This window comes from Marinicella meishanensis (assembly GCF_019931145.1).
GTDB lineage: Bacteria > Pseudomonadota > Gammaproteobacteria > Xanthomonadales > Marinicellaceae > Marinicella > Marinicella meishanensis.
Genome location: NZ_JAIOUV010000001.1, coordinates 373219 through 392148, shown reverse-complemented (window position 1 = coordinate 392148; position 18930 = coordinate 373219). Strand labels below are relative to the sequence as shown.

Below are 18930 nucleotides of genomic sequence, written 5' to 3'. Positions count from 1 at the left end.
CACCGCAGTCATTCAAATTGGGTTAACCCAGCCTAGATGCGCAAGGGCATGACCACCAAACGGCAATCGAGTTTTTCAGGGTGTTTGATCAAACAGCTGGACAAAGCTTCTTTGAAGCTGAATTGAATTTCTTGATCGGTGATGGCTTGGGTCGCATCCAAAATGTAATTGACGTTGAAGGCGGTTTCGATGTTTTCGATGTCAGTTTGCACTGTGATCACATCTTCGGCTTGTTCCTGGTCGGGGTTGTGGCCAATGATTTCCAACTTGTTGGGAGAGATTTTGAATTTCACCCCTTTGTATTGTTCATTGGACAAAATGGCCACCCGGTGCAAAGCACTGCGCAAGGCCTCCCGATCGGCAATGAAGTTGTTTTCCATGTTCAAGGGGATCACCGATTCATAATCAGGGAACTTGCCGTCAATCAATTTCGAAGTCATGCTGATCGACTCGATGGAAATTTTGACGTGGTTCTGCCCGATGTTGATGGTGATTTCCTGATCCAGATCACGGATCATTTTTTGCAGTTCCAACACCCCTTTGCGTGGAATCAGCACCTGTTTGTTCAAACCACTGTCATTGACGTAGTCACATTCAGACAGAGCCAACCGGTGGCCATCGGCCGACACACAACGCAGCTTGTGGTTCAACACTTCAAACAACAGGCCATTGAGGAAATAGCGCACATCTTGTACCGCCATACAAAACACGGTTTGTTTCAACATGCGTTGCAAATCAGTCGAACCCATGGTGATCGGCTGGTAGGATTCCATGTCATCGATCAATGGAAACTCTTGTGCCGGTAGGGTGCTCAAACTGAAGCGGCTGTCACCAGAGGTGATCAAACATTTGCCGGAATCAAAAGAAAAGGTCAGGATCGATCCATCAGGCAAGGCTTTACAAATATCCAAAAACTTGTGGGCGGGGACCGTGACTTCACCGGGGCCTTGGGCATCGACGGTGCATTCTGAGCGCATCTCGACATCCAGGTCACTGGTGGTTAATAACAGGGTGTCACCATCTAACTTCAGCAACACATTGCTCAACACCGGCAATGTGCCTTTTTTCTCGACCACCCCACAGATTTGATTCAATGGCGCCAAAAGGGTTTCTCGTTGGATATTAAATAACATAGTATATATATAAAATTAGTTTTTATAGTGTTTAATAAATCAGTGAATATTTTTCTAAGTATTTGATTATAAAAACATTTATTCCTTATTCTTTGTTGTTAATCTTGTGGATAACCTGTTGGTAATTTCAGACCATATTTTTGCTCACAGTTTATCCACAGCTTGTTAACAGTCATTCAGTTAACTTATTCACAATCTTCTGTCGGTCTTCATCCAAATCATTGTTTTCCGAAATCAGTTCAACAATTTTGCGGTAGGCATGCAACACCGTGGTGTGGTCACGGCCACCAAACAGCTCGCCGATTTCAGGGTAACTTTTGTCGGTCAATTCTTTGGCCAAAAACATCGCCAGTTGCCGCGGCAACACGATCGACCGCTTGCGGCTTTTTCCCAACAACTCAGACAATTTCACATTGTAATATTGTGCCGTGACTTTTTGGATATTTTCTACCGACACAATTTGGTGATTGACTTTGAACAATTCTTTGAGGATTTGTTTGGTGTAATCCAAATCAATCGCTTTGCCGGTGAAAAAAGCATTGGCTTTGAGCGTGCTCAAGGCCCCTTCCAATTCTCGGATGTTGGAGTTGAGTTGTTTGGCGATGTAAAAAGCCACTTCATCGGTCAAGGTGAAACCAAATTGAATGGCTTTTTCTTTGAGGATGGCCACCCGGGTTTCATAGTCAGGCGGATCGATTGGCACCACAATGCCCCACCCCAATCGGGATTTCAGCCTGGATTCCAAGCCGTTGACCTCTTTCGGGTAACGGTCACAGGTGATGATGACCCGTTTTTGGCCTTCCAATAAATAATTGAAGGTGTGAAAAAATTCTTCCTGGGTGCGTTCCTTGCGCGCAAAAAACTGGATGTCATCAATCAGTAAAGTGGTCACCGATCGGTATTTCTGCTTGAATGCTTCCATGGCCTTTTGCTGAATGGCCTTGACCATCTCATTCACGTAAATTTCCGAATGCAAATAACAAACGACTTCATCGGGGTTGTTGGCCACAATTTCATTGCCAATGGCGTGCATCAAATGGGTTTTGCCCAAACCGGTGCTGCCATACAACAACAAAGGGTTGAACTCAGGGTTCGGGGTTTGGGCGGTTTGCAAAGCCGCGGCCAGGGCGATGGTGTTGGAACGGCCCTCAATGAAATTATCAAACTTGAAACGGGGGTCCAAATTGGAGGGAATTTGCGTGGGGCTGTGTTTGACCGGCTCGACCGTTTCGGCGGTTTGTGATTTTTGCAGTTGTAGGCTGGCAGAGAATGGATCACCAAACACTTCCTTGATGGCGGCTTGGATCAAGGGGTAATATTGGCCTTTGACCTGGTTCAGGACCACATCGTTGGCGGCATATAAATTAACGGTGTTTTGGGAGATGGCAACTTCGAGTGGGCGGATCCACAACAGGATGTCGTTTTTGGGTATTTCTGATTCAAGTCTTTTGAGACAATGTTCCCACATGATGCGTTGCTTGGAATCTCCTGGAAAAAGCGCTTCAGTATACCAAGAAAAGATTCACAAACCCATAAGAAACTGTGCAAAAACGGGTCATGTGAGCCAGCCAGTGGTGGTGACTTATGGTGGAAAAACCGGTCTGTAGATCTGGCCGTTGCCCATGGGGCCAAATGGCGGTACAGTCCGGCACCGCACAGATCATAAAAAAGACTTGAAAAAGGGGCAAAAAAACAGTATGATGCACGGCCTTTTTAGAGGCGTGCATGAAGCATGCCTGACGCGTTAAAAAAAAACAGGTAGACAATCATGAAAAGAACATTTCAACCAAGTAATTTGAAAAGAGCCCGCACCCATGGTTTCCGTGCCCGCATGAAAACCGCCGGTGGCCGAGCTGTGATCAATGCCCGCAGAGCCAAAGGCAGAAAACGCCTGGCCGCTTGATGCCATTGGGCTGACGATTAGATCACCTCAGGTGTGCCTTGGAACAATTCCCTAAAGGCAAAAGATTATTAACCCGACTCGATTACAGTCGGGTTTTTAGTAAGTCAAAAAGAATCCAAAACAAAGCGTTTACTTTGCTGATTCACCACCCCAAAAACAGCAACCAGCAACCAGCACATGCCGGTAAAATGGGTCTGGTCGTTTCAAAAAAAGTTCACAAAACTGCGGTACAAAGAAACCGCATCAAACGCTTAATCCGAGAATCATTTCGTCGCCACCCCAATGTGCGCTCCGCTGAATACGTGGTATTGGCCAAACCATTGGCTGCTTCGATGAACAATGCAGACTTGTTGACCTTGCTCCATGCTTTGTGGTCACAAACAGAGAACCAAGAATGAACAACAAAACCCTATATTTGATCACCCTCATGTTCCTGGGCTTTATGCTCTACACCCAATGGCAGAAAGATTACGGCCCGGCCCCAGTGAGTCAACAACCCAGCACCTCAAGCAGCAACCCGAATCCAGTCAACAACTCTGTTGATGCGGTGATTGATCAAGCCATTCCAGCAACCAGTGTCCAAGAAGACGACATCCCGCAACCTTTGAATAACAACACCGCTGATGTACCGGCGGTGATGGACCAAACCGCTGACACCCAGGTCATTGCAACGGTAGACACGCCCTTGGTTAAGCTGCAGTTCGCAGCGCAAGGAGCGGCCTTGGTCTATGCGGAATTGAAACAATATCCGGTGAAGAAAAAATCCGATCAACATGTGGTGCTGATGGATTATGCCAACAACCGCTTCAAAATCGAGGCCGGTTTGGTGACCCAATCGGTCAACTTCACCCACAGCGACATTTACCAAACCAACACCCCCAATGTGGTGGTGACTGAAAATGCCATTGATGTGGTATTCACCACCGAAAAAGAAGAAGGTACTTTGGTCAAAACCTACCGCATTGACCCCAACAGTTATGCCATTGGATTGACCCAAACGGTGACCAATAACACCGCTTCGGACTGGAATGCCTCTGAATACCAACGGTTGATGCGCAACAATCCTTGGTTGGGTAAAGACCCCTCTTTCACCGATGCCAGCCGTTATTCATTCAAAGGTGTGGGCTATTTTGATGCCGAAGAAGGTTATGACACCTTGAGTTTTGATGATTTACAAGATGAATCATCGGTGATCAATCTGGGACCAGAAAGCTGGGCCGCCATGGTCCAACATTATTTCTTTGCAGCAGTGATCCCATCAACTGACTTTGCCAAATTGGAAGCCAAATTCCGGCCCAATAACCCCCACCCTTACCTGGCCAGCATTGTGACCAACAATTCAGCAGTGCGCGCCGGTTCGACTGTGGCCTTTGAGTCGACCTGGTATGTGGGGCCGAAACTGCAGAAAACCTTGCCGGAAGTGGCGCGTGGTCTGGACCTGACCGTTGATTACGGCATGTTCACAGCCATCTCCAAGCCGCTGTTTTGGGTGTTGGAAAAAATTCACGGCTTGGTCGGTAATTGGGGTTGGTCGATTGTGTTGTTGACGGTGTTGATCAAGTTGATGTTCTTTAAACTGTCAGAAGCCCAATACAAATCGATGGCCCGCATGCGCAAACTGCAGCCACGCATCACCGTGTTGAAAGAGCGGTATAAAGACGACAAACAAAAATTCAATCAGGAAATGATGGGCCTGTACCAAAAAGAGAAGGTCAATCCATTGGGTGGTTGTTTGCCCATCCTGATTCAGATTCCGGTGTTCATCGCCCTGTATTGGGTGTTGTTGGAGTCGGTGGAATTGCGCCAAGCGCCGTTCATCTTGTGGATTCAAGACCTGTCTTCACCCGACCCCTATTTCATTTTACCGATCATCAACGCCGCGGCCATGATCATGACCCAACGCCTGTCGCCGACCCCGGGCATGGATCCGATGCAAGAAAAGATCATGAAAGCCATGCCGATTGCCTTCTCAGTGTTGTTCGCCTTCTTCCAATCTGGCTTGGTGCTGTATTGGGCGGTCAACTCGGTGTTGTCCCTGGCCCAACAATGGGTCATCACCAAACGCATCGAAGAGCAGGACAACAAAACGGCGGCCTAAGGCTTGCCCACCCACATGACGGCTCATCAGGACACCATCGCTGCCATTGCCACCCCGGCGGGCAGCGGCGGTGTCGGCATCGTGCGAATTTCTGGCCCAGCGGCCACAACCATGGCCACCCAGATCAGTGGTTTGCGCACCCTCAAACCCCGCTTTGCCCACCACGCCACCTTCAGCAATGCCAAAGGACAAGTCATCGACTCGGGGCTGTTGTTGTTTTTTCAGGGGCCCGCTTCATTCACCGGTGAAGACGTGATTGAACTGCAAGGCCATGGTGGTCAAGTGGTCATGAACATGCTGCTGCAGGCGGTGATTCAATTGGGCGCGCGGTTGGCCCGCCCGGGTGAATTTTCAGAACGGGCTTTCTTGAACGACAAAATCGACTTGGTCCAAGCCGAAGCCATTGCCGATGTGATTGCCAGTGGTTCAGAACAAGCCGTCCTGGCCTCGCAACGATCCTTGCAAGGCGCCTTCTCGCGACACATTGATGAGCTGTTGGAAAAGTTGATCGAAACCCGGGTGTGGGTCGAATCGGCGATCGACTTTCCCGAGGAAGAAATTGATTTCTTGTCGGATGTGGGTTTGCAACGGCAATTGGCGGCGTTGAATCAGATGTTGCTGGACACCTTGCGCAAAACCCAGACCGGGGTGGTGTTGAGTCAAGGCATCAGCATTGCCATCATTGGCCGACCCAATGCCGGTAAATCGTCCCTGCTCAACCGCCTGACTGAAGCCGATTCGGCGATCATATCTGAGGTGGCCGGCACCACCCGTGACGTGGTCAAAGAAGACGTGGTGATTGCAGGCATTCCGGTGCGATTGATCGACACCGCAGGGATTCACGAAACCGACAACCCGATTGAACAACAGGGCATTGAACGGGCTTTGTTGGCCAAAGCTCAGGCCGATGTGGTGTTGCAGGTCTGGGATGGCAGTGAATACCAGGGTCAGCCCTTGCCAGTGGCTGCCAACCAGATCAACATCATCAACAAGTCCGACCTGGTTGGTGAATTGACGGTGGCCGATGCTTTGGTGGTTTCGGCCAAGCACAACACCGGCATCGATGCCATCCGCCAAGCCATTGTTGATCGGGTCACAGCCGGTGACTTGAATGAAAACAGCTTCACGGCCCGACAAAGGCACATCGAACAACTGCACACCACCCAACAACACCTGGCCGCCGCTGAACGTCAACTGCATGACAATCAGGGAGAACTGTCGGCCGAAGAGTTGCGCCTGGGACAACAGGCTTTGAGTGAGATCACCGGTGCGTTTTCTTCTGATGACCTACTGGGCGAAATATTTTCCCGGTTTTGTATCGGTAAATGAGGTCAGGTTTGGGGCCGTCAATCGCCGCACATAGCGCATAAAAACCGCCCAAAACCACAATTTTTGCACGATTGTGTGGCAAGATTCGGTGGATGAAAACCGGTTCACTAAAAACCAAAGTCTTCATGGGGCTGTTGATGATCACCTTACTGGTGGTGTTCTGCATGGCGTTGATGATGCTGTTTGGCATTGACCGGGGTTTTGATCGATACAAAAAATCCCAAGAATATCGGTTCAATCAAAATGTCATACAGCTGTTGGGCGAACACCATCGAACAGTGGGTAACTGGGACACTTTGCGAGCCGACCCGGACCTGTGGAAAGAAATGATTTTCCATTCCGCCTTCAAAGTGGTGGACAAAAAACCACCCCGCCACCCCAGAAATCCTGCCGAGCACAACCACCCAGACCCCAAAGCGGAAAATCGTCACCAGCAAAAACAAGCCAAGTACACTTTTAAGCGCATGTTGCCAAACTACGCGGTTTACGACCGCCAGAAAAACAAAGTGGTTGGCTCGATCAATTGGGATCAAAAGGTCCACCACGCACTCAAAATCAGCGATCGAGGCGAGGTGGTTGGCTTTTTGATCACCCAAAGTAACAAAGGCATTTACGCCGAAGAGGACCGCCAATTCAATCACGGCATACAAAAGTTGTTGCTGGTGATGGTGATCACCATGGCCGTGCTGTCGATGTTGTTGACTTTACCCATCACGCGGTATTTCACAGGGCCCATACAAAGATTGACCCGGGCCACCCAGCAGGCATCGGCCGGGGATTTTTCAGTGCGCACCCAAATCACCCGCAACGATGAATTGGGTCAATTGTCCAGTCACTTCAACCATTTGGTCAAAACCCTGGAGTCCAATGCCACGAGTCAAAAAAACATGATGGCCGACATTGCCCACGAGTTGCGCACACCCCTGTCTGTGACTTTGGCACAAATTGAAGCCATTCAGGATGGCATCCATCAATGCAACGAAAAAACCCTGGGTATTTTGCACCACCAAATCACCACCCTCAATCACCTGGTCAATGACTTGTATGAGTTGAGTTTGTCGGACCTGGGCACCATGCGATATGAGATGAAAAACATCGACTTATTGATGGTTTTGAGGCGTTCGGTCAATGCCTTCAAGCTGGCCTTTGAACAAAAAGCCATTCAACACACTTTCCAATTTGATGATCAGCCTCACCCGATCCTGGCGGATGAAAATCGATTGTGTCAGTTGTTTTACAACATATTAAACAATGCCGTGCAATACACCGATGAAGGGGGGCAAGTTGAGGTTTCATTGCGTCAGGAAGGTCACGATTATGTGGTCATGATTGCCGACTCAGAACCCGGACTCAACCAGGCCCAGATGGCCAAAATGTTTGATCGATTGTACCGCCAAGAATCGTCTCGCAACAAAAAGTCGGGTGGCTCTGGTCTGGGACTGGCCATTGCCGCCAACATTGTCCAAGCGCACAATGGACAGATTATGGCTGGCTCATCGGCCCTGGGTGGCATCCAAATCGAAATCAGCTTGGCCAAAGCATGAAGCACGCACGCATATTGGTGGTGGAAGATCAGGAGGACTTGGCGGCGTTACTCAGTGATTATTTGCAGCAAGAAGCCTGGCAGGTGGACTTGATTCATCATGGCGATGAGGTGGAGGCATTCATCCAACAACACATGGTGGATGTGGTGCTCTTGGATGTCATGTTGCCCGGTAAAAATGGCATGGACATCTGTCGAGACATCCGCAAGACCTCTGATGTACCGATCATCATGACCACCGCCCGGGTGGATGAAATTGATCGCATTTTGGGCTTGGAGATCGGCGCCAATGATTATGTGTGCAAACCCTACAGCCCCAGGGAACTGGTGGCACGGGTCAAAGTGTGGTTGCGCCACAAAGCCAAGCCCTGTGTACCGCCGGTGCTTGAGCTGGACACCGAATCGATGGTGGTCAGTTGTGCCGGTTCTCAGGTCGAATTGACATTGGTTGAATGTCGCTTGTTAGATAAAATGATGTCTCAACCCAGTCGGGTGTTTTCCCGCAGTCAACTGATGGATGCGGTTTATGATGATGGGCGCATCGTGTCGGATCGAACCATTGACAGCCACATCAAGAAATTGCGGGCCCGCCTGAAGCGGGTGCAACCACAGCAAGATTTGATTCATGCCATCTATGGTTGTGGTTATAAATACGAAGAAGATCGGTGACTTCCATGGTTTTTGCACATTTCTTGTGAATTCGATTGTTAGGATGAAACTCCATTCACACAACATAGGTATAGAAATGAAAATATTGATGGCATTACTGATGGTGGTTTCTTTCGCGGCGGTTGCAGGACCTGAGCACAAAAACCACAAAAAAGGTGGCTGGATGCAAGAATTGGGGCTGACTGAGGCCCAAATGAAAGAAGTCAAAAGCATCAAAAAAGCCAAGCACGAGAAACTGATGGCTTACAAAGATCAGTTGGCCACAGAGACCGACGATGAGTTGGCTGCGGTGTTGTCTGCCGATCAAATGAACCAGTTGCAAGCCATGCGCGACCGCAAAGAAAACCACATGGCAGCCAAAAGCCACAAAAAGCACAAAAAAGGCCGCGGGGATTAAGCCTGTCGTTGTATTGTTGAGTTTTAAACGCCAGAAAATGTGGCGTTTTTTATGGCCAGCGAATGCAGAATTCAGGTGTCAACTCGGGCCGGGTCAAGACCGTGTGCTTGGGTTGTTTGCTCAAGCAGGCCACCATTTGGGTGGGTTTGATGGTGCCCTTGAGTATGGCTTGTTCATCGATTTCATGAACCCGATCAATCAAGGCGAGGTCCGCCGGGTCATCGACCTGAAAGTTGTGTCCAAATGGGCGGTCAATCAAGACCATGATGAGGTTGGCAAAGGGGATGAACATATCGAAATGAAACCGCTCAACCAACATCGGCAAAATGTCTTGCGCACGAATGCCTTCAAAACCGGAAGTCGAGCAATCGTGGTTGATGTATTCGGGTTCAAAGCGCTGCAACAAGCGGTTGTGTTTGAGGCGATCGGGCATGCCTTCCCAGATTGGCTTGAGTAAGGTCAGGGCTTCGGGCCAACGTTGGTGCCCATTGCGTCCAATCATGTCTGACACCAAGAACACCCCTGTGGGTTTCAAGGCAAGCTCAACCGTGGCCAACAGGTGTTCTAAGTTGATCACGTGGTGCAGGCATTGGTTGGCTAGGACCACATCAAAAGTTTGATTGGCTTCCCACACATTGAAATCACCACACTCGGTGGCGATTTGCGCCCCCAGTCCTTTGGCCGCGGCGTTTTCTTGGCAACGCTGTAACATGTGGGGGTTGATGTCCAGACAAGTGATGGTGAAATGGCGAATGCCTTGCTTGACCAGGGCATCGGCCAGCAGCAGTTCGGATTCACCGTTGCCGGCACCGATGCTCAACAACTGAAAAGGGTCTTGAGTCGGGTGCTGACTCAGGTGTTGCAACACCTGTTGAATGAAAAAATCATCGGGGCTGTTGAAACCGTGTGGCTGAAACTTGGGCAGCAAGTAGCGATTGGACCAGTAGTGAAAGATGTCGGGCAATTGATGCACCTGCTCACAATCTTTATAAAAGTTGATTTCGTTGTCAATGCGGTCTTGATAAGTCGTTGGTTCGGTGGCCAGCATGGGTGGATTGTCTGTCAAAACCCTCAGCTTGCCGCATGTGGGTTGCAATTCAGTTAAGAATGCATGAAGCTTGGGTTAAATCATGGAGTGAAAAATGTTGTCCCCACCACAGCCATCCAAGTTAATATAGGCGCATGCTGAATAAAGAACGTTCCAAGGCCATTTTGGCACTGGCCCTGCCGATCATTGGTGGCATGATGTCACAAAACATCCTCAACTTGGTGGACACCGCGATGGTGGGTCGACTGGGCGCGCCGGCCTTGGCGGCGGTGGGCTTGGGTGGTTTTTTGAACTACATGAGTGTGGCCTTTTTGTTGGGTTTGAGTGCTGGGGTGCAGGCCATGGTGTCGCGGCGCATGGGTGAGGACAAACAAAGCCAAGCGGCGTACCCTTTGAATGCGGCCTTGTTGTTGATTCTGCTGGCGGCCATCCCCATGACCGTCATTTTGTATCTGTTGTCGCCTTATTTAATTCAATGGTTTAACCCCGACCCCTTGGTCATGGAGCAGGGCACACCTTATTTGCAAGCGCGCTTTTTGGGCTTGATTTCCTTGGCCGTGCACTTCAGTTTCCGTGGTTATTGGAGCGCCATACAAATGACCAAGGTGTACTTAAAAGCCTTGTTGTTTGCCCATGCCAGCAACATAGTGATCAGTTACGTGTTGATCTTTGGCAAGTTGGGCATGCCGGCATTGGGCACCTTTGGGGCCGGTTTGGGCACCAGCATTTCCATCACCCTGGCGGTGTTCTATTATTTTTACTGTGCCTGGAAACACACCCGCGGTTATGGCTTTTTGGAAAATTTACCCACCCGGGCCACGGTCAAACAAATGATCAAAACCTCGGTGCCCTCTTCGATTCAACAGTTCTTCTTTGCCGCCGGTTTTGCCGCTTTGTATTGGATCATCGGCCAGGTCGGTACCAACGAATTGGCTGGCGCCAACGTGATCATCAACATCATGTTGGTGGGCTTGTTACCGGCCATGGGCTTTGGTTTGGGTGGCGCCACCCTGGTGGGTCAGGCTTTGGGTCGCAAGAACATCGATGCCGCGCATACCTGGGGCTGGGACACGGTGAAACTGGCCTGCCTCACCGCCGCCTGTTTGATGTTGCCGGTGTTGCTGTTTCCCGACTGGATTTTGCGGGTGTTTCTGACCGACCAAACCGCCGTCATTGAGTTGTCGCGGCTGCCCTTGCAGCTGGCGGCACTGTCACTGGCAGTTGAATGCATTGGCATCGTTTTGTTCAACACCATCAACGGTGCCGGTGACACCACCAGCACCATGAAAATCTCTTTTGCCTTACAATGGTTGTTGTTCTTGCCCATGGCGTGGTTGGTGGGACCGTATTTGGGTATGGGTCTGACCGCGATTTGGATTGGGCAAATCATTTATCGACTGATTTTCACCTGGGCCATGATTCACATGTGGCAAGGCCGCAAATGGTCCACGGTTGAGGTATAGGAAGCATCCATGACAGAAAAAACTCGCTGTGGCTGGGCCACGCACGCCAGTCCTTTGGACCAGCAGTATCATGATGAAGAATGGGGCCGCCCCGTGCACGATGACCGGGTGTGGTTTGAGTTCCTGACTTTGGAAGGCGCGCAAGCCGGCTTGAGTTGGTCGACCATCCTCAACAAACGCGAGGGTTATCGGCAGGCCTTTGATGACTTTGATTACCACAAAATTGCGCAATACTCAGCGGCCAAACAACAGCAGCTGAAAGACAACCCCAACATCATCCGCAACACCCTGAAAATCAAATCCACCGTCACCAATGCCCAGGCTTTTCTGCAGGTGCAGGCTGAATTTGGTTCCTTCAATGAATACATTTGGCGCTTTGTCGGTGGCCAACCAATCATCAACCACTGGCGCACCATGGCCGAAGTACCGGTCAGCACGCCGGAATCAGATGCCTTGAGCAAAGATTTGAAAAAACGCGGCTTCAAGTTTGTTGGCACCACCATTTGTTACGCCTTGATGCAAGCCACCGGTCTGGTCAATGACCACACCACCGACTGTTTTTGTTACCAACCGGAGTGATCCATGCCCCCAAATAAAGTCCCCTTTCTGATCATCCTAATCACCCTGCTTGTGGGCTGTCAGGAAAAACCCCGCAATGCGCAGGGTGCTTTTTTTGCCAACCTGGGCTCGCTGTGTGGACAACGATTCATCGGGGCCAGCACCTTTCCCGACGATCCGGCCCATGATTTTGCCGGCAAAACGCTCGTGGCCGACTTCAATGATTGTCGGGACCAAGAAATCCGCATCCAGTTTGACGTGGGTGCAGACCGTTCCCGCACCTGGGTGATCACCCTGACTGACGCGGGTTTGCTGCTCAAGCATGACCACCGCCATGCCGATGGCACCCCCGACGAGATCACCAATTACGGCGGCTGGGCCAATGACCAAGTCTCCGAGTGGCAGCAATATTTTCCAGCCGATGCGGAAACCGCCGCGCTGATTCCGGCGGCCGCCACCAATGTTTGGATGTTGCGGTATGAGCCCCAGTCTGCCACCTTGACCTATGACCTCAAACGCCATGGTCAACCGCGCTATCAAGCGCAATTGCAACCGGTTAATCAGCGTTGAGGGGTGTCAGGTGTTTGAGTTACAGACCCAACGTTTGCGGCTAACCGAGCTGAGCCCAGCAGATGGGCCATTCATTCAAGCCTTGTTCACCGACCCGGATTGTTTGCGCTTCATTGGTGACCGCGGCATCACCGATTTGGCATCGGCCGAAACCTATTTAAAAGACCGCTTGATGGCCTCCTACCGAGAGCACGGCTTTGGTTTGTACAAAGTCACTTTGTTGGGAGCAGACACCGCCATGGGCATTTGTGGTCTGGTCAAGCGCGATGCCGACAACCCGCCGGACATCGGTTTTGCGTTTCTGCCAGCCCACCGGGGTGGTGGCTATTGCACCGAAGCGGCCCAAGCGATCTTGGACTGGGCCCAGCAGCAGCGCATCAGTGACACCATCCTGGCTTACACCAACCCGGAGAATGCGGCATCGATTCATGTGTTGGAAAAAATAGGTTTGCAGCGGCAAACCATCACCACCCTGCCCGGTCAGGACTTTCCCAGCCTGATCCTACAAATTAGGATCTGTTAACGCCCACTGCATGACCACTGTTCAAGTTACAAAGGTCACACTTCACGATTGATGCCTTGATGGCTGAAACATACGTTCCAGCAGTCGCCATTCATTTGGTGTTAACAGGCCCTGAGTTTTGACTGAGTCTGGCATCAGAGCGCACAACTGATCAGAAGCTTGCCCCAAATTGGCCACAATTGCTGGTTATGCTGGCAGTCAATCAAACAGGAGCCACCGGCCATGAAAGAATTTTGTTTTTGGGATGAAGATGATTTGGACAACCTGCCCAAAGATTTCAAGCTGACCCCATTCAATGTGGATTATTTCGAAACACCCAAAACTTCGACATCAGAAACGTCACCATCGGCACCGTCACCATCAACAACGGCAGTGCCTGCGTCTGATAAGTCAACTGCAGTTGGTTAACCAACAGATACACCCCGCTTTGGTGCAGGGCAAAGCCGGTACCGGCGGTGATGGCAAACTTGGGAAAGCGTTGTTTGTGGGCCCCATCGTCTTTGAAGGAATAGTGGTAATGACCCAAATAAGCGGTGATCAAACCACCAAAGAAGCCGATGGCATGGGACCAAAACGGCTCAATGTCAAACACTGCCAACACCGCCAAACTGATGCCGGCATGTATCAACGAAGCCAGCACCCCGACCATGCCATAGCGCACCATCAAGGCGAATAACGATTTATACGAGCTCAATGTAGACGTCCTTGTCATCAAAAGTGATGTGCAGTTGAGTCAGAGACTGACCGGCGCAGGGCCCACCCGTACAGAAGCCTGATGCGGCATCGAATGTGGCGCCATGCGCTGGGCAGACCAATTGGCCGTCGGGCGTTTCCAAAAAGGCGTTTTCGGCATAATCCAGGCGCCGGCCCTGATGGGGGCACTCATTGATGAAAGCTACCCACTCGGTGTGACCGCGCTTGACCATCACCGAAGTGAGGCCATTCTCGGTTTGCCAGGCGTGTTCGGACCATTGGCCCAATGGCACATCGATCAATTGGGTGAGTTTGTGTTTCATGAACGGGCCGAGAGCTCACGCACCGCATCCACCAGCACCGCCACCTTTTCCGGTTGCATGTCCGGCTGCATGCCATGACCAAGGTTGAACACATGCCCGGCTTGGTGGCCATAAGCATCGAGGACTTTTTTCACCGCCGCCCGGATGTGGTCGTCGGGTGCGTACAAGGTGGCCGGGTCCAGGTTGCCTTGCAACGCCACCCGGCCACCGGTGAGCTGTTGGGCCACATCAATGTCGATGGTCCAGTCCACCCCCAAGCCATGACAGCCGGTGTGGGACAGGGCTTCAAGGCTTTGGTTGGCGCCTTTGCTGAACAACACCACCGGGGTGTCACCGAAGCCGGCCTGTTGTAAGCCGCTGACGATTTGTTGCATGTAGCGCAAAGAAAATTGCTGAAAATCGGCCGGGCTCAACACCCCGCCCCAACTGTCAAAGACCTGCACCGCTGAGGCGCCGCTTTGGATCTGACCGATCAGATACTTGATGATGGACTGCGCCAATTTGTCCAGCAATTGGTGGGCCAGTTCCGGTGATTTGTACAACAGCGCTTTGGATTTGGCATAGGTTTTGCTGCCACCATTTTCGATCATGTAAGTCAACAGCGTCCAGGGACTGCCGGCAAAGCCAATCAAAGGCACGCGCCCGGCCAAGGTTTGGGTGGTCAAGCTGATGGCGTCCATCACGTATTGCAAATCCTCGGCTTCGGGTATCGGCAGTTGCTCAATTTGCCGGGCATCGGTGATCGGGTGCTTGAAGCGGGGGCCTTCGCCTTGGACAAAATACAAGTCCAGCCCCATGGCATCGGGGATGGTCAAAATGTCAGAAAAGATGATGGCGGCATCCAGCGGAAACCGCTCCAGCGGTTGGATGGTCACCTCACAGGCCATCTCTGGTGTGCTGGCCAAGGTCATGAAGTCACCGGCCTGAGCCCGCACTTTGCGGTATTCGGGCAAATAACGACCGGCTTGGCGCATCAACCAAACAGGGGTTCTTTCGGTGGGTTCCCGGCGCAAGGCGCGCAAATACAAATCGTTGTTCAGAGCCATCAGGATTGAGCAAAAAAAGGGCCATTTTAGCAGTTCGACCGTAGCAAAACAGCTATAAATGACGGTCAAACCCCCGTGTTGACCTACCGCCAGCCCTTTTCTGGTAAAATTCCGCGCTTTGCAGTGAACCTCACTCCGGTGGTGGGGTCTTATAGGAACTTTTGATATGCCTGACACCATGAAAAAATTGACCTTACTGTTGCTGATTTTCAGCACCACCCTGTTGCATGCCCAAGCCATGGATCCGGAAGACATTTTCGCCCGCGATGTGAATGCCATGGACAGCATACCCCAATTGATCGAATTGGCCCGCGAGATGGAAGCCAAAGATCAGTTTGCCCGCCAGGAAGTGGTGATTCAACGCTTGTTGGTCTTGCGCCCGTTCAACCCCGACTTCAAGTTTGCCTTGGTCAAAGCCTTTGCCCAACAAGACAAAAAGACCGATGCCTACAACACCTTGATCGAAATCCAAAAAGCTGGATTGAGTTACCCCATTGGTGAGTTGGAGGGGTATGAAAACATCCAAGGCACCAATGTCTATGATTACATCGAGGAAAACATGGTGAAGAACGCCGAGCCTTTTGGTGAAGGCCAACAGGTGTTTGCCGTCAGCCACCACTACTCAGGGATGTTGTTTGAAAACATCGCTTATGATGCCACCGCCGATCGCTTGTTGCTGGGCAGTGTGCGCGCTGGCGCGGTGTACCAACATGACGCCGCCGGCGGCTTCAAAGAGTTCATCAAACCCGCCGACCCCCAAACAGGCCCCTGGGGCATTGTTGACTTGGTGGTTGACCAACAGGCCGATTTGCTGTGGACGGCATCGGCCACCTTGCCGCATTACAACGGCACCACCCCGAACAATTTCGGGCATGCAATGATCTCAAAATTCAAGTTGAGCACCGGCGAACTGATCAACAACTTCGCCATGCAGCGCACCAACCAACCGCTGTTGTTCACCGCCTTGCATGTCAGCGAAGGTCAAAACCTGTACTTCATCAATGCCTTCAACAGCCAGCTGTTCAAGATTGCCAAAGGCAGCGAACAAGTGGAACGGGTCTTGGCCTTGCCCAACTTGACGGCGATCAAAGCCATCACCACCAACAGCGACGAATCGGTCATCTATGTGTCTGACTATGATCAGGGTTTGTATCTGATCAACACCCAAACCCAACAACTGGCACCTTTGGTGCCGGCTGGTGCCGGCTTTTTTGCCGGCATCAACGACCTGTTCTATGACGACGGCGATTTGGTGGCGATACAAAGTGGCGTCAAGCCGGCCCGCTTGATGCGTTATGTGTTGGAACAAGATGTGATCTTGCAAAACATGTTCCCCATTGAAGCTTCCAACCCCGCCTTCCAGACTTTGGGCAATGGGGTGCTGGTGGGTGATCAGGTTTATTACACCGCCAACACGCAATGGGAAAAAGTCGATGCCCTGGGCCGCCTGTTGCCAGAACAACAATGGGAGCCACTGCTGGTGATGCAATCACCCACCAAATACCGCATGGAAGAACACATGGAGCGCATGCGGCGCATCGAAGAAATCAAAAAGAAACGCGGCATTCAATGAAGCCGAACAAAAAAGCCAGCTGAATCGCTGGCTTTTTTGTTGCCTTGAAGAAGTGGGGCTTCAGCCGGTGGCCTCGGCGATGTATTGATCCACCAGCTGTTCCAGGATGTTCAGCGGCACTGAGCCGTTGTTCAACACCACCCGGTGGAAGTCTTTGATGTCAAAGCGGTCACCCAAGGCCTGTTGGGCCCGTTGCCGCAACTCCAGGATTTTGGTCATGCCCACCTTATAAGCCGTGGCTTGGCCAGGCATCACAAAGTAACGTTCGATTTCGGAGATCACATCAGATTCAGCCATGCCGGTGTTGGCCTGCATGTAGTCGATCGCCCGTTCACGGCTCCAGCGTTTGGCATGGATGCCGGTGTCGACCACCAGCCGCACCGCCCGGAACAGTTCCGCCTGTAAGCGACCGATGTTGTCATAGGGGTCAGGTAACATGCCCATTTCATAGGCCACCCGCTCGGCATACAGGGCCCAACCTTCACTATAAGCGGTGAATGGGATCATCTTGCGGAAAAACGGCATGTCTTCCAGTTCCTGTTGAATCGCCAGTTGGTAATGGTGGCCAGGAATGCCTTCGTGGTATGCCAGGGTTTTCATGCCATATTTGGGGGTGGCTTTGATGTCATACAGGTTAGCAAAGAACACCCCAGGACGGGAACCGTCCATTGCCGGCCTTTGGTAATACGCGCCGGGTGCAGTTTTTTCTTTGAATTCAGGAATGCGTTGCACATCCATGGTGGCTTGGGGCAAATCATGGAAATGACTGCCCATTTGTTTTTCAATGTCCACCAGCATGGTTTTGTAGTCAGCCAAAATTTGCTCGCGCCCTTCATCGGTGTCGGAATAATAAAAGCGCGGGCTGATGGCCATGTTGTCGATGCTGCTGGTGAAACCACCACTGACTTCCCAACCCTCTTGTTCCAGGATGCCAAGGATCTCGGCCTGGATGCGGTCGACTTCGGCCAAACCAAAATCATGGATGTAATCCGGGGTGTAATCGGTGGTGGTGAAAAAGCGCAGGGTCAAAGCATAATAGGCATCGCCATCCGGCAGGTTCCACACGCCGTGATTGGAATCCACCTTGTTGTCCAGTTGCACAAAGTAATCGATCAGCTTTTGGTAAGCCGGATAGACCGATTGCTCGATCAGCTGTTTGGCTTCGGTGGCGATGGTCTGTTGGTCCTCAGCACCGAGCTTGGCCTCGTCCATTTTGCTGGCCAATGCGGTGAACAAGATGTTGTCTTCGGCGGGGGTGTTGATGAAGCCATTCATTTCTTCCAACACCTTGGTCACCACAAACTGGGGTGGTAAGATGCCCAGGTTTTCGCGGTGGCGCAAGCCTTCCAGCACCTGATCAAATTTAACCCCCACTTTGGACAGGCGGCTGAGGTAATCTTCGGCATCGCCCACATCGTCGATTTGGTGGGTGCTCTCCATGAAAGAGGGAAAACCATTTTGTACCCCGAACAGTTGATTCACCGGATAATTATGAAACCGAAACCGTTGGCCTTCTACCATGATGTCCAACAAAGACAACATCACGTCTTTGGACATTTTATCGGCGGGTTCCAAATCCTCATCGGTATAGGACAGCAGGGTTTCGTGGGCTTTGAGCATTTGTTCCAGGGTGCGGTCACCCGCTGCCAGGCTGGCGTCGTCCAGTTCGGCGTTGTGGCCATCCAGGCCAAACTGTTCCAACACCCGAACTGAACTCAATGTTTCAGGGCTTTGCAAGGCAAATTGCAGGGCCGTGCGCCCGAAGAACAAATTGATGTCATAGGGTTTGAAATACCACACATGAACAAAGAACGCCGAAGCCAGCAACACCACCACCAACAACAAGCCACCCAAAATTTTCAGAATTTTCTTGATCATGGCAGACTCCTTGAGTGGGTGTGTTGGGCCCAATGGGTGGTTAACTGTGCGACCTGGCTGACATTGATTTCAGCAAACAGGCTGTCGTAAAATCTTGATGCAGCATCCAGGTCGTTGGTGCCGAGTGTGATGAAACCAAGCATGGGGTGTCTCCTCTGAGCCAATGAAATCAAACATTGTGAA

20 protein-coding genes are annotated in these 18930 nt (G+C 51.2%); 12 read left to right on the top strand and 8 right to left on the bottom strand.

Annotated elements, in window-relative coordinates; genetic code table 11:
* Positions 1 to 32 precede the first annotated feature (32 nt).
* Positions 33 to 1133 carry a DNA polymerase III subunit beta gene (dnaN, locus tag K7G70_RS01700; protein ID WP_223786861.1) on the bottom strand — a complete coding sequence of 367 codons (1101 nt, stop codon included), beginning with the start codon at positions 1131 to 1133 and terminating at the stop codon, positions 33 to 35.
* A 172-nt stretch (positions 1134 to 1305) separates the two neighbouring features.
* The gene (gene dnaA / locus K7G70_RS01695; protein ID WP_223786860.1) at positions 1306 to 2601 is read right to left on the bottom strand and encodes a chromosomal replication initiator protein DnaA; all 1296 of its coding nucleotides are present in this window, start codon (positions 2599 to 2601) and stop codon (positions 1306 to 1308) included.
* A 300-nt stretch (positions 2602 to 2901) separates the two neighbouring features.
* Between dnaA and rpmH the strand changes: the two genes are divergently transcribed.
* The 7 genes from rpmH (at position 2902) to K7G70_RS01660 (ending at position 9072) form a co-directional block, all read left to right on the top strand.
* Positions 2902 to 3036: a 50S ribosomal protein L34 gene (rpmH, locus tag K7G70_RS01690; RefSeq protein WP_077411775.1), complete on the top strand. Its 135-nt coding sequence runs from the start codon at positions 2902 to 2904 to the stop codon at positions 3034 to 3036.
* A 38-nt stretch (positions 3037 to 3074) separates the two neighbouring features.
* A complete protein-coding gene (rnpA, locus tag K7G70_RS01685; RefSeq protein WP_223786859.1) occupies positions 3075 to 3434 on the top strand; it encodes a ribonuclease P protein component in 360 nt (119 codons plus the stop codon).
* Positions 3431 to 5134 (top strand): membrane protein insertase YidC, encoded by a 1704-nt coding sequence (gene yidC / locus K7G70_RS01680; RefSeq protein WP_223786858.1) that lies wholly within the window; start codon positions 3431 to 3433, stop codon positions 5132 to 5134. Before rnpA ends, yidC begins: the two co-directional genes overlap by 4 nt.
* Before the next feature lie 15 nt (positions 5135 to 5149).
* Entirely contained in the window at positions 5150 to 6463 is a 1314-nt protein-coding gene (mnmE, locus tag K7G70_RS01675) for a tRNA uridine-5-carboxymethylaminomethyl(34) synthesis GTPase MnmE (protein ID WP_223786857.1), read from the top strand.
* A gap of 92 nt (positions 6464 to 6555) precedes the next feature.
* Positions 6556 to 8007, top strand: a complete 1452-nt coding sequence (locus K7G70_RS01670) for an ATP-binding protein (protein ID WP_488801364.1) — start codon at positions 6556 to 6558, stop codon at positions 8005 to 8007.
* Positions 8004 to 8675, top strand: a complete 672-nt coding sequence (locus K7G70_RS01665) for a response regulator (protein ID WP_223786855.1) — start codon at positions 8004 to 8006, stop codon at positions 8673 to 8675. The genes K7G70_RS01670 and K7G70_RS01665 overlap by 4 nt, the downstream gene beginning before the upstream one ends.
* A gap of 76 nt (positions 8676 to 8751) precedes the next feature.
* Positions 8752 to 9072 (top strand): hypothetical protein, encoded by a 321-nt coding sequence (locus K7G70_RS01660; RefSeq protein WP_223786854.1) that lies wholly within the window; start codon positions 8752 to 8754, stop codon positions 9070 to 9072.
* Between the two features lie 49 nt (positions 9073 to 9121).
* Here the strand turns inward: K7G70_RS01660 and K7G70_RS01655 are convergent, their stop codons facing one another.
* Positions 9122 to 10120: a class I SAM-dependent methyltransferase gene (locus K7G70_RS01655; protein WP_223786853.1), complete on the bottom strand. Its 999-nt coding sequence runs from the start codon at positions 10118 to 10120 to the stop codon at positions 9122 to 9124.
* Between the two features lie 134 nt (positions 10121 to 10254).
* On the opposite strand from K7G70_RS01655, the gene K7G70_RS01650 reads away from it, so the two are divergent.
* Genes K7G70_RS01650 through K7G70_RS01635 form a run of 4 tightly spaced genes read left to right on the top strand, consistent with a single transcriptional unit; the run spans position 10255 to position 13234 of the window.
* The gene (locus K7G70_RS01650) at positions 10255 to 11583 is read left to right on the top strand and encodes an MATE family efflux transporter (protein WP_223786852.1); all 1329 of its coding nucleotides are present in this window, start codon (positions 10255 to 10257) and stop codon (positions 11581 to 11583) included.
* A gap of 9 nt (positions 11584 to 11592) precedes the next feature.
* Positions 11593 to 12162 (top strand): DNA-3-methyladenine glycosylase I, encoded by a 570-nt coding sequence (locus K7G70_RS01645; RefSeq protein ID WP_223786851.1) that lies wholly within the window; start codon positions 11593 to 11595, stop codon positions 12160 to 12162.
* A 3-nt stretch (positions 12163 to 12165) separates the two neighbouring features.
* Positions 12166 to 12711, top strand: a complete 546-nt coding sequence (locus K7G70_RS01640) for a hypothetical protein (protein WP_223786850.1) — start codon at positions 12166 to 12168, stop codon at positions 12709 to 12711.
* Between the two features lie 10 nt (positions 12712 to 12721).
* Positions 12722 to 13234: a GNAT family N-acetyltransferase gene (locus K7G70_RS01635; RefSeq protein WP_223786849.1), complete on the top strand. Its 513-nt coding sequence runs from the start codon at positions 12722 to 12724 to the stop codon at positions 13232 to 13234.
* Between the two features lie 292 nt (positions 13235 to 13526).
* Here K7G70_RS01635 and K7G70_RS01630 read toward each other — a convergent pair whose 3' ends face one another.
* The 3 genes from K7G70_RS01630 to hemE are packed head-to-tail and all read right to left on the bottom strand — an operon-like array spanning position 13527 to position 15296.
* Positions 13527 to 13928: a GtrA family protein gene (locus K7G70_RS01630; protein WP_223786848.1), complete on the bottom strand. Its 402-nt coding sequence runs from the start codon at positions 13926 to 13928 to the stop codon at positions 13527 to 13529.
* Complete coding sequence (locus K7G70_RS01625; RefSeq protein ID WP_223786847.1) at positions 13915 to 14250, bottom strand: Rieske (2Fe-2S) protein; 336 nt, start codon at positions 14248 to 14250, stop codon at positions 13915 to 13917. Before K7G70_RS01625 ends, K7G70_RS01630 begins: the two co-directional genes overlap by 14 nt.
* Positions 14247 to 15296, bottom strand: a complete 1050-nt coding sequence (hemE, locus tag K7G70_RS01620; RefSeq protein WP_223786846.1) for a uroporphyrinogen decarboxylase — start codon at positions 15294 to 15296, stop codon at positions 14247 to 14249. Before hemE ends, K7G70_RS01625 begins: the two co-directional genes overlap by 4 nt.
* Before the next feature lie 166 nt (positions 15297 to 15462).
* Here hemE and K7G70_RS01615 point away from each other — a divergent pair, with 166 nt between their 5' ends.
* Positions 15463 to 16869 (top strand): SMP-30/gluconolactonase/LRE family protein, encoded by a 1407-nt coding sequence (locus K7G70_RS01615; RefSeq protein ID WP_223786845.1) that lies wholly within the window; start codon positions 15463 to 15465, stop codon positions 16867 to 16869.
* A 60-nt stretch (positions 16870 to 16929) separates the two neighbouring features.
* On the opposite strand, the gene K7G70_RS01610 is transcribed toward K7G70_RS01615, so the two are convergent.
* Both K7G70_RS01610 and K7G70_RS01605 read right to left on the bottom strand, forming a co-directional pair.
* Positions 16930 to 18747, bottom strand: coding sequence for a DUF885 domain-containing protein (locus K7G70_RS01610; RefSeq protein WP_223786844.1), 1818 nt, complete (start codon positions 18745 to 18747; stop codon positions 16930 to 16932).
* Positions 18744 to 18890 (bottom strand): VOC family protein, encoded by a 147-nt coding sequence (locus K7G70_RS01605; protein WP_223786843.1) that lies wholly within the window; start codon positions 18888 to 18890, stop codon positions 18744 to 18746. Before K7G70_RS01605 ends, K7G70_RS01610 begins: the two co-directional genes overlap by 4 nt.
* Positions 18891 to 18930 lie beyond the last annotated feature (40 nt).

Coding starts and splice junctions, on each gene's coding strand:
- rpmH (WP_077411775.1), top strand. CDS start 2,902: ATGAAAAGAACATTTCAACCAAGTAATTTGAAAAGAGCCCGCACCCAT.
- dnaA (WP_223786860.1), bottom strand. CDS start 2,601: ATGTGGGAACATTGTCTCAAAAGACTTGAATCAGAAATACCCAAAAAC.
- dnaN (WP_223786861.1), bottom strand. CDS start 1,133: ATGTTATTTAATATCCAACGAGAAACCCTTTTGGCGCCATTGAATCAA.
- K7G70_RS01650 (WP_223786852.1), top strand. CDS start 10,255: ATGCTGAATAAAGAACGTTCCAAGGCCATTTTGGCACTGGCCCTGCCG.
- K7G70_RS01625 (WP_223786847.1), bottom strand. CDS start 14,250: ATGAAACACAAACTCACCCAATTGATCGATGTGCCATTGGGCCAATGG.
- mnmE (WP_223786857.1), top strand. CDS start 5,150: ATGACGGCTCATCAGGACACCATCGCTGCCATTGCCACCCCGGCGGGC.
- hemE (WP_223786846.1), bottom strand. CDS start 15,296: ATGGCTCTGAACAACGATTTGTATTTGCGCGCCTTGCGCCGGGAACCC.
- K7G70_RS01615 (WP_223786845.1), top strand. CDS start 15,463: ATGCCTGACACCATGAAAAAATTGACCTTACTGTTGCTGATTTTCAGC.
- K7G70_RS01610 (WP_223786844.1), bottom strand. CDS start 18,747: ATGATCAAGAAAATTCTGAAAATTTTGGGTGGCTTGTTGTTGGTGGTG.
- K7G70_RS01665 (WP_223786855.1), top strand. CDS start 8,004: ATGAAGCACGCACGCATATTGGTGGTGGAAGATCAGGAGGACTTGGCG.
- yidC (WP_223786858.1), top strand. CDS start 3,431: ATGAACAACAAAACCCTATATTTGATCACCCTCATGTTCCTGGGCTTT.
- K7G70_RS01660 (WP_223786854.1), top strand. CDS start 8,752: ATGAAAATATTGATGGCATTACTGATGGTGGTTTCTTTCGCGGCGGTT.
- K7G70_RS01655 (WP_223786853.1), bottom strand. CDS start 10,120: ATGCTGGCCACCGAACCAACGACTTATCAAGACCGCATTGACAACGAA.
- K7G70_RS01640 (WP_223786850.1), top strand. CDS start 12,166: ATGCCCCCAAATAAAGTCCCCTTTCTGATCATCCTAATCACCCTGCTT.
- K7G70_RS01670 (WP_488801364.1), top strand. CDS start 6,556: ATGAAAACCGGTTCACTAAAAACCAAAGTCTTCATGGGGCTGTTGATG.
- K7G70_RS01645 (WP_223786851.1), top strand. CDS start 11,593: ATGACAGAAAAAACTCGCTGTGGCTGGGCCACGCACGCCAGTCCTTTG.
- K7G70_RS01605 (WP_223786843.1), bottom strand. CDS start 18,890: ATGCTTGGTTTCATCACACTCGGCACCAACGACCTGGATGCTGCATCA.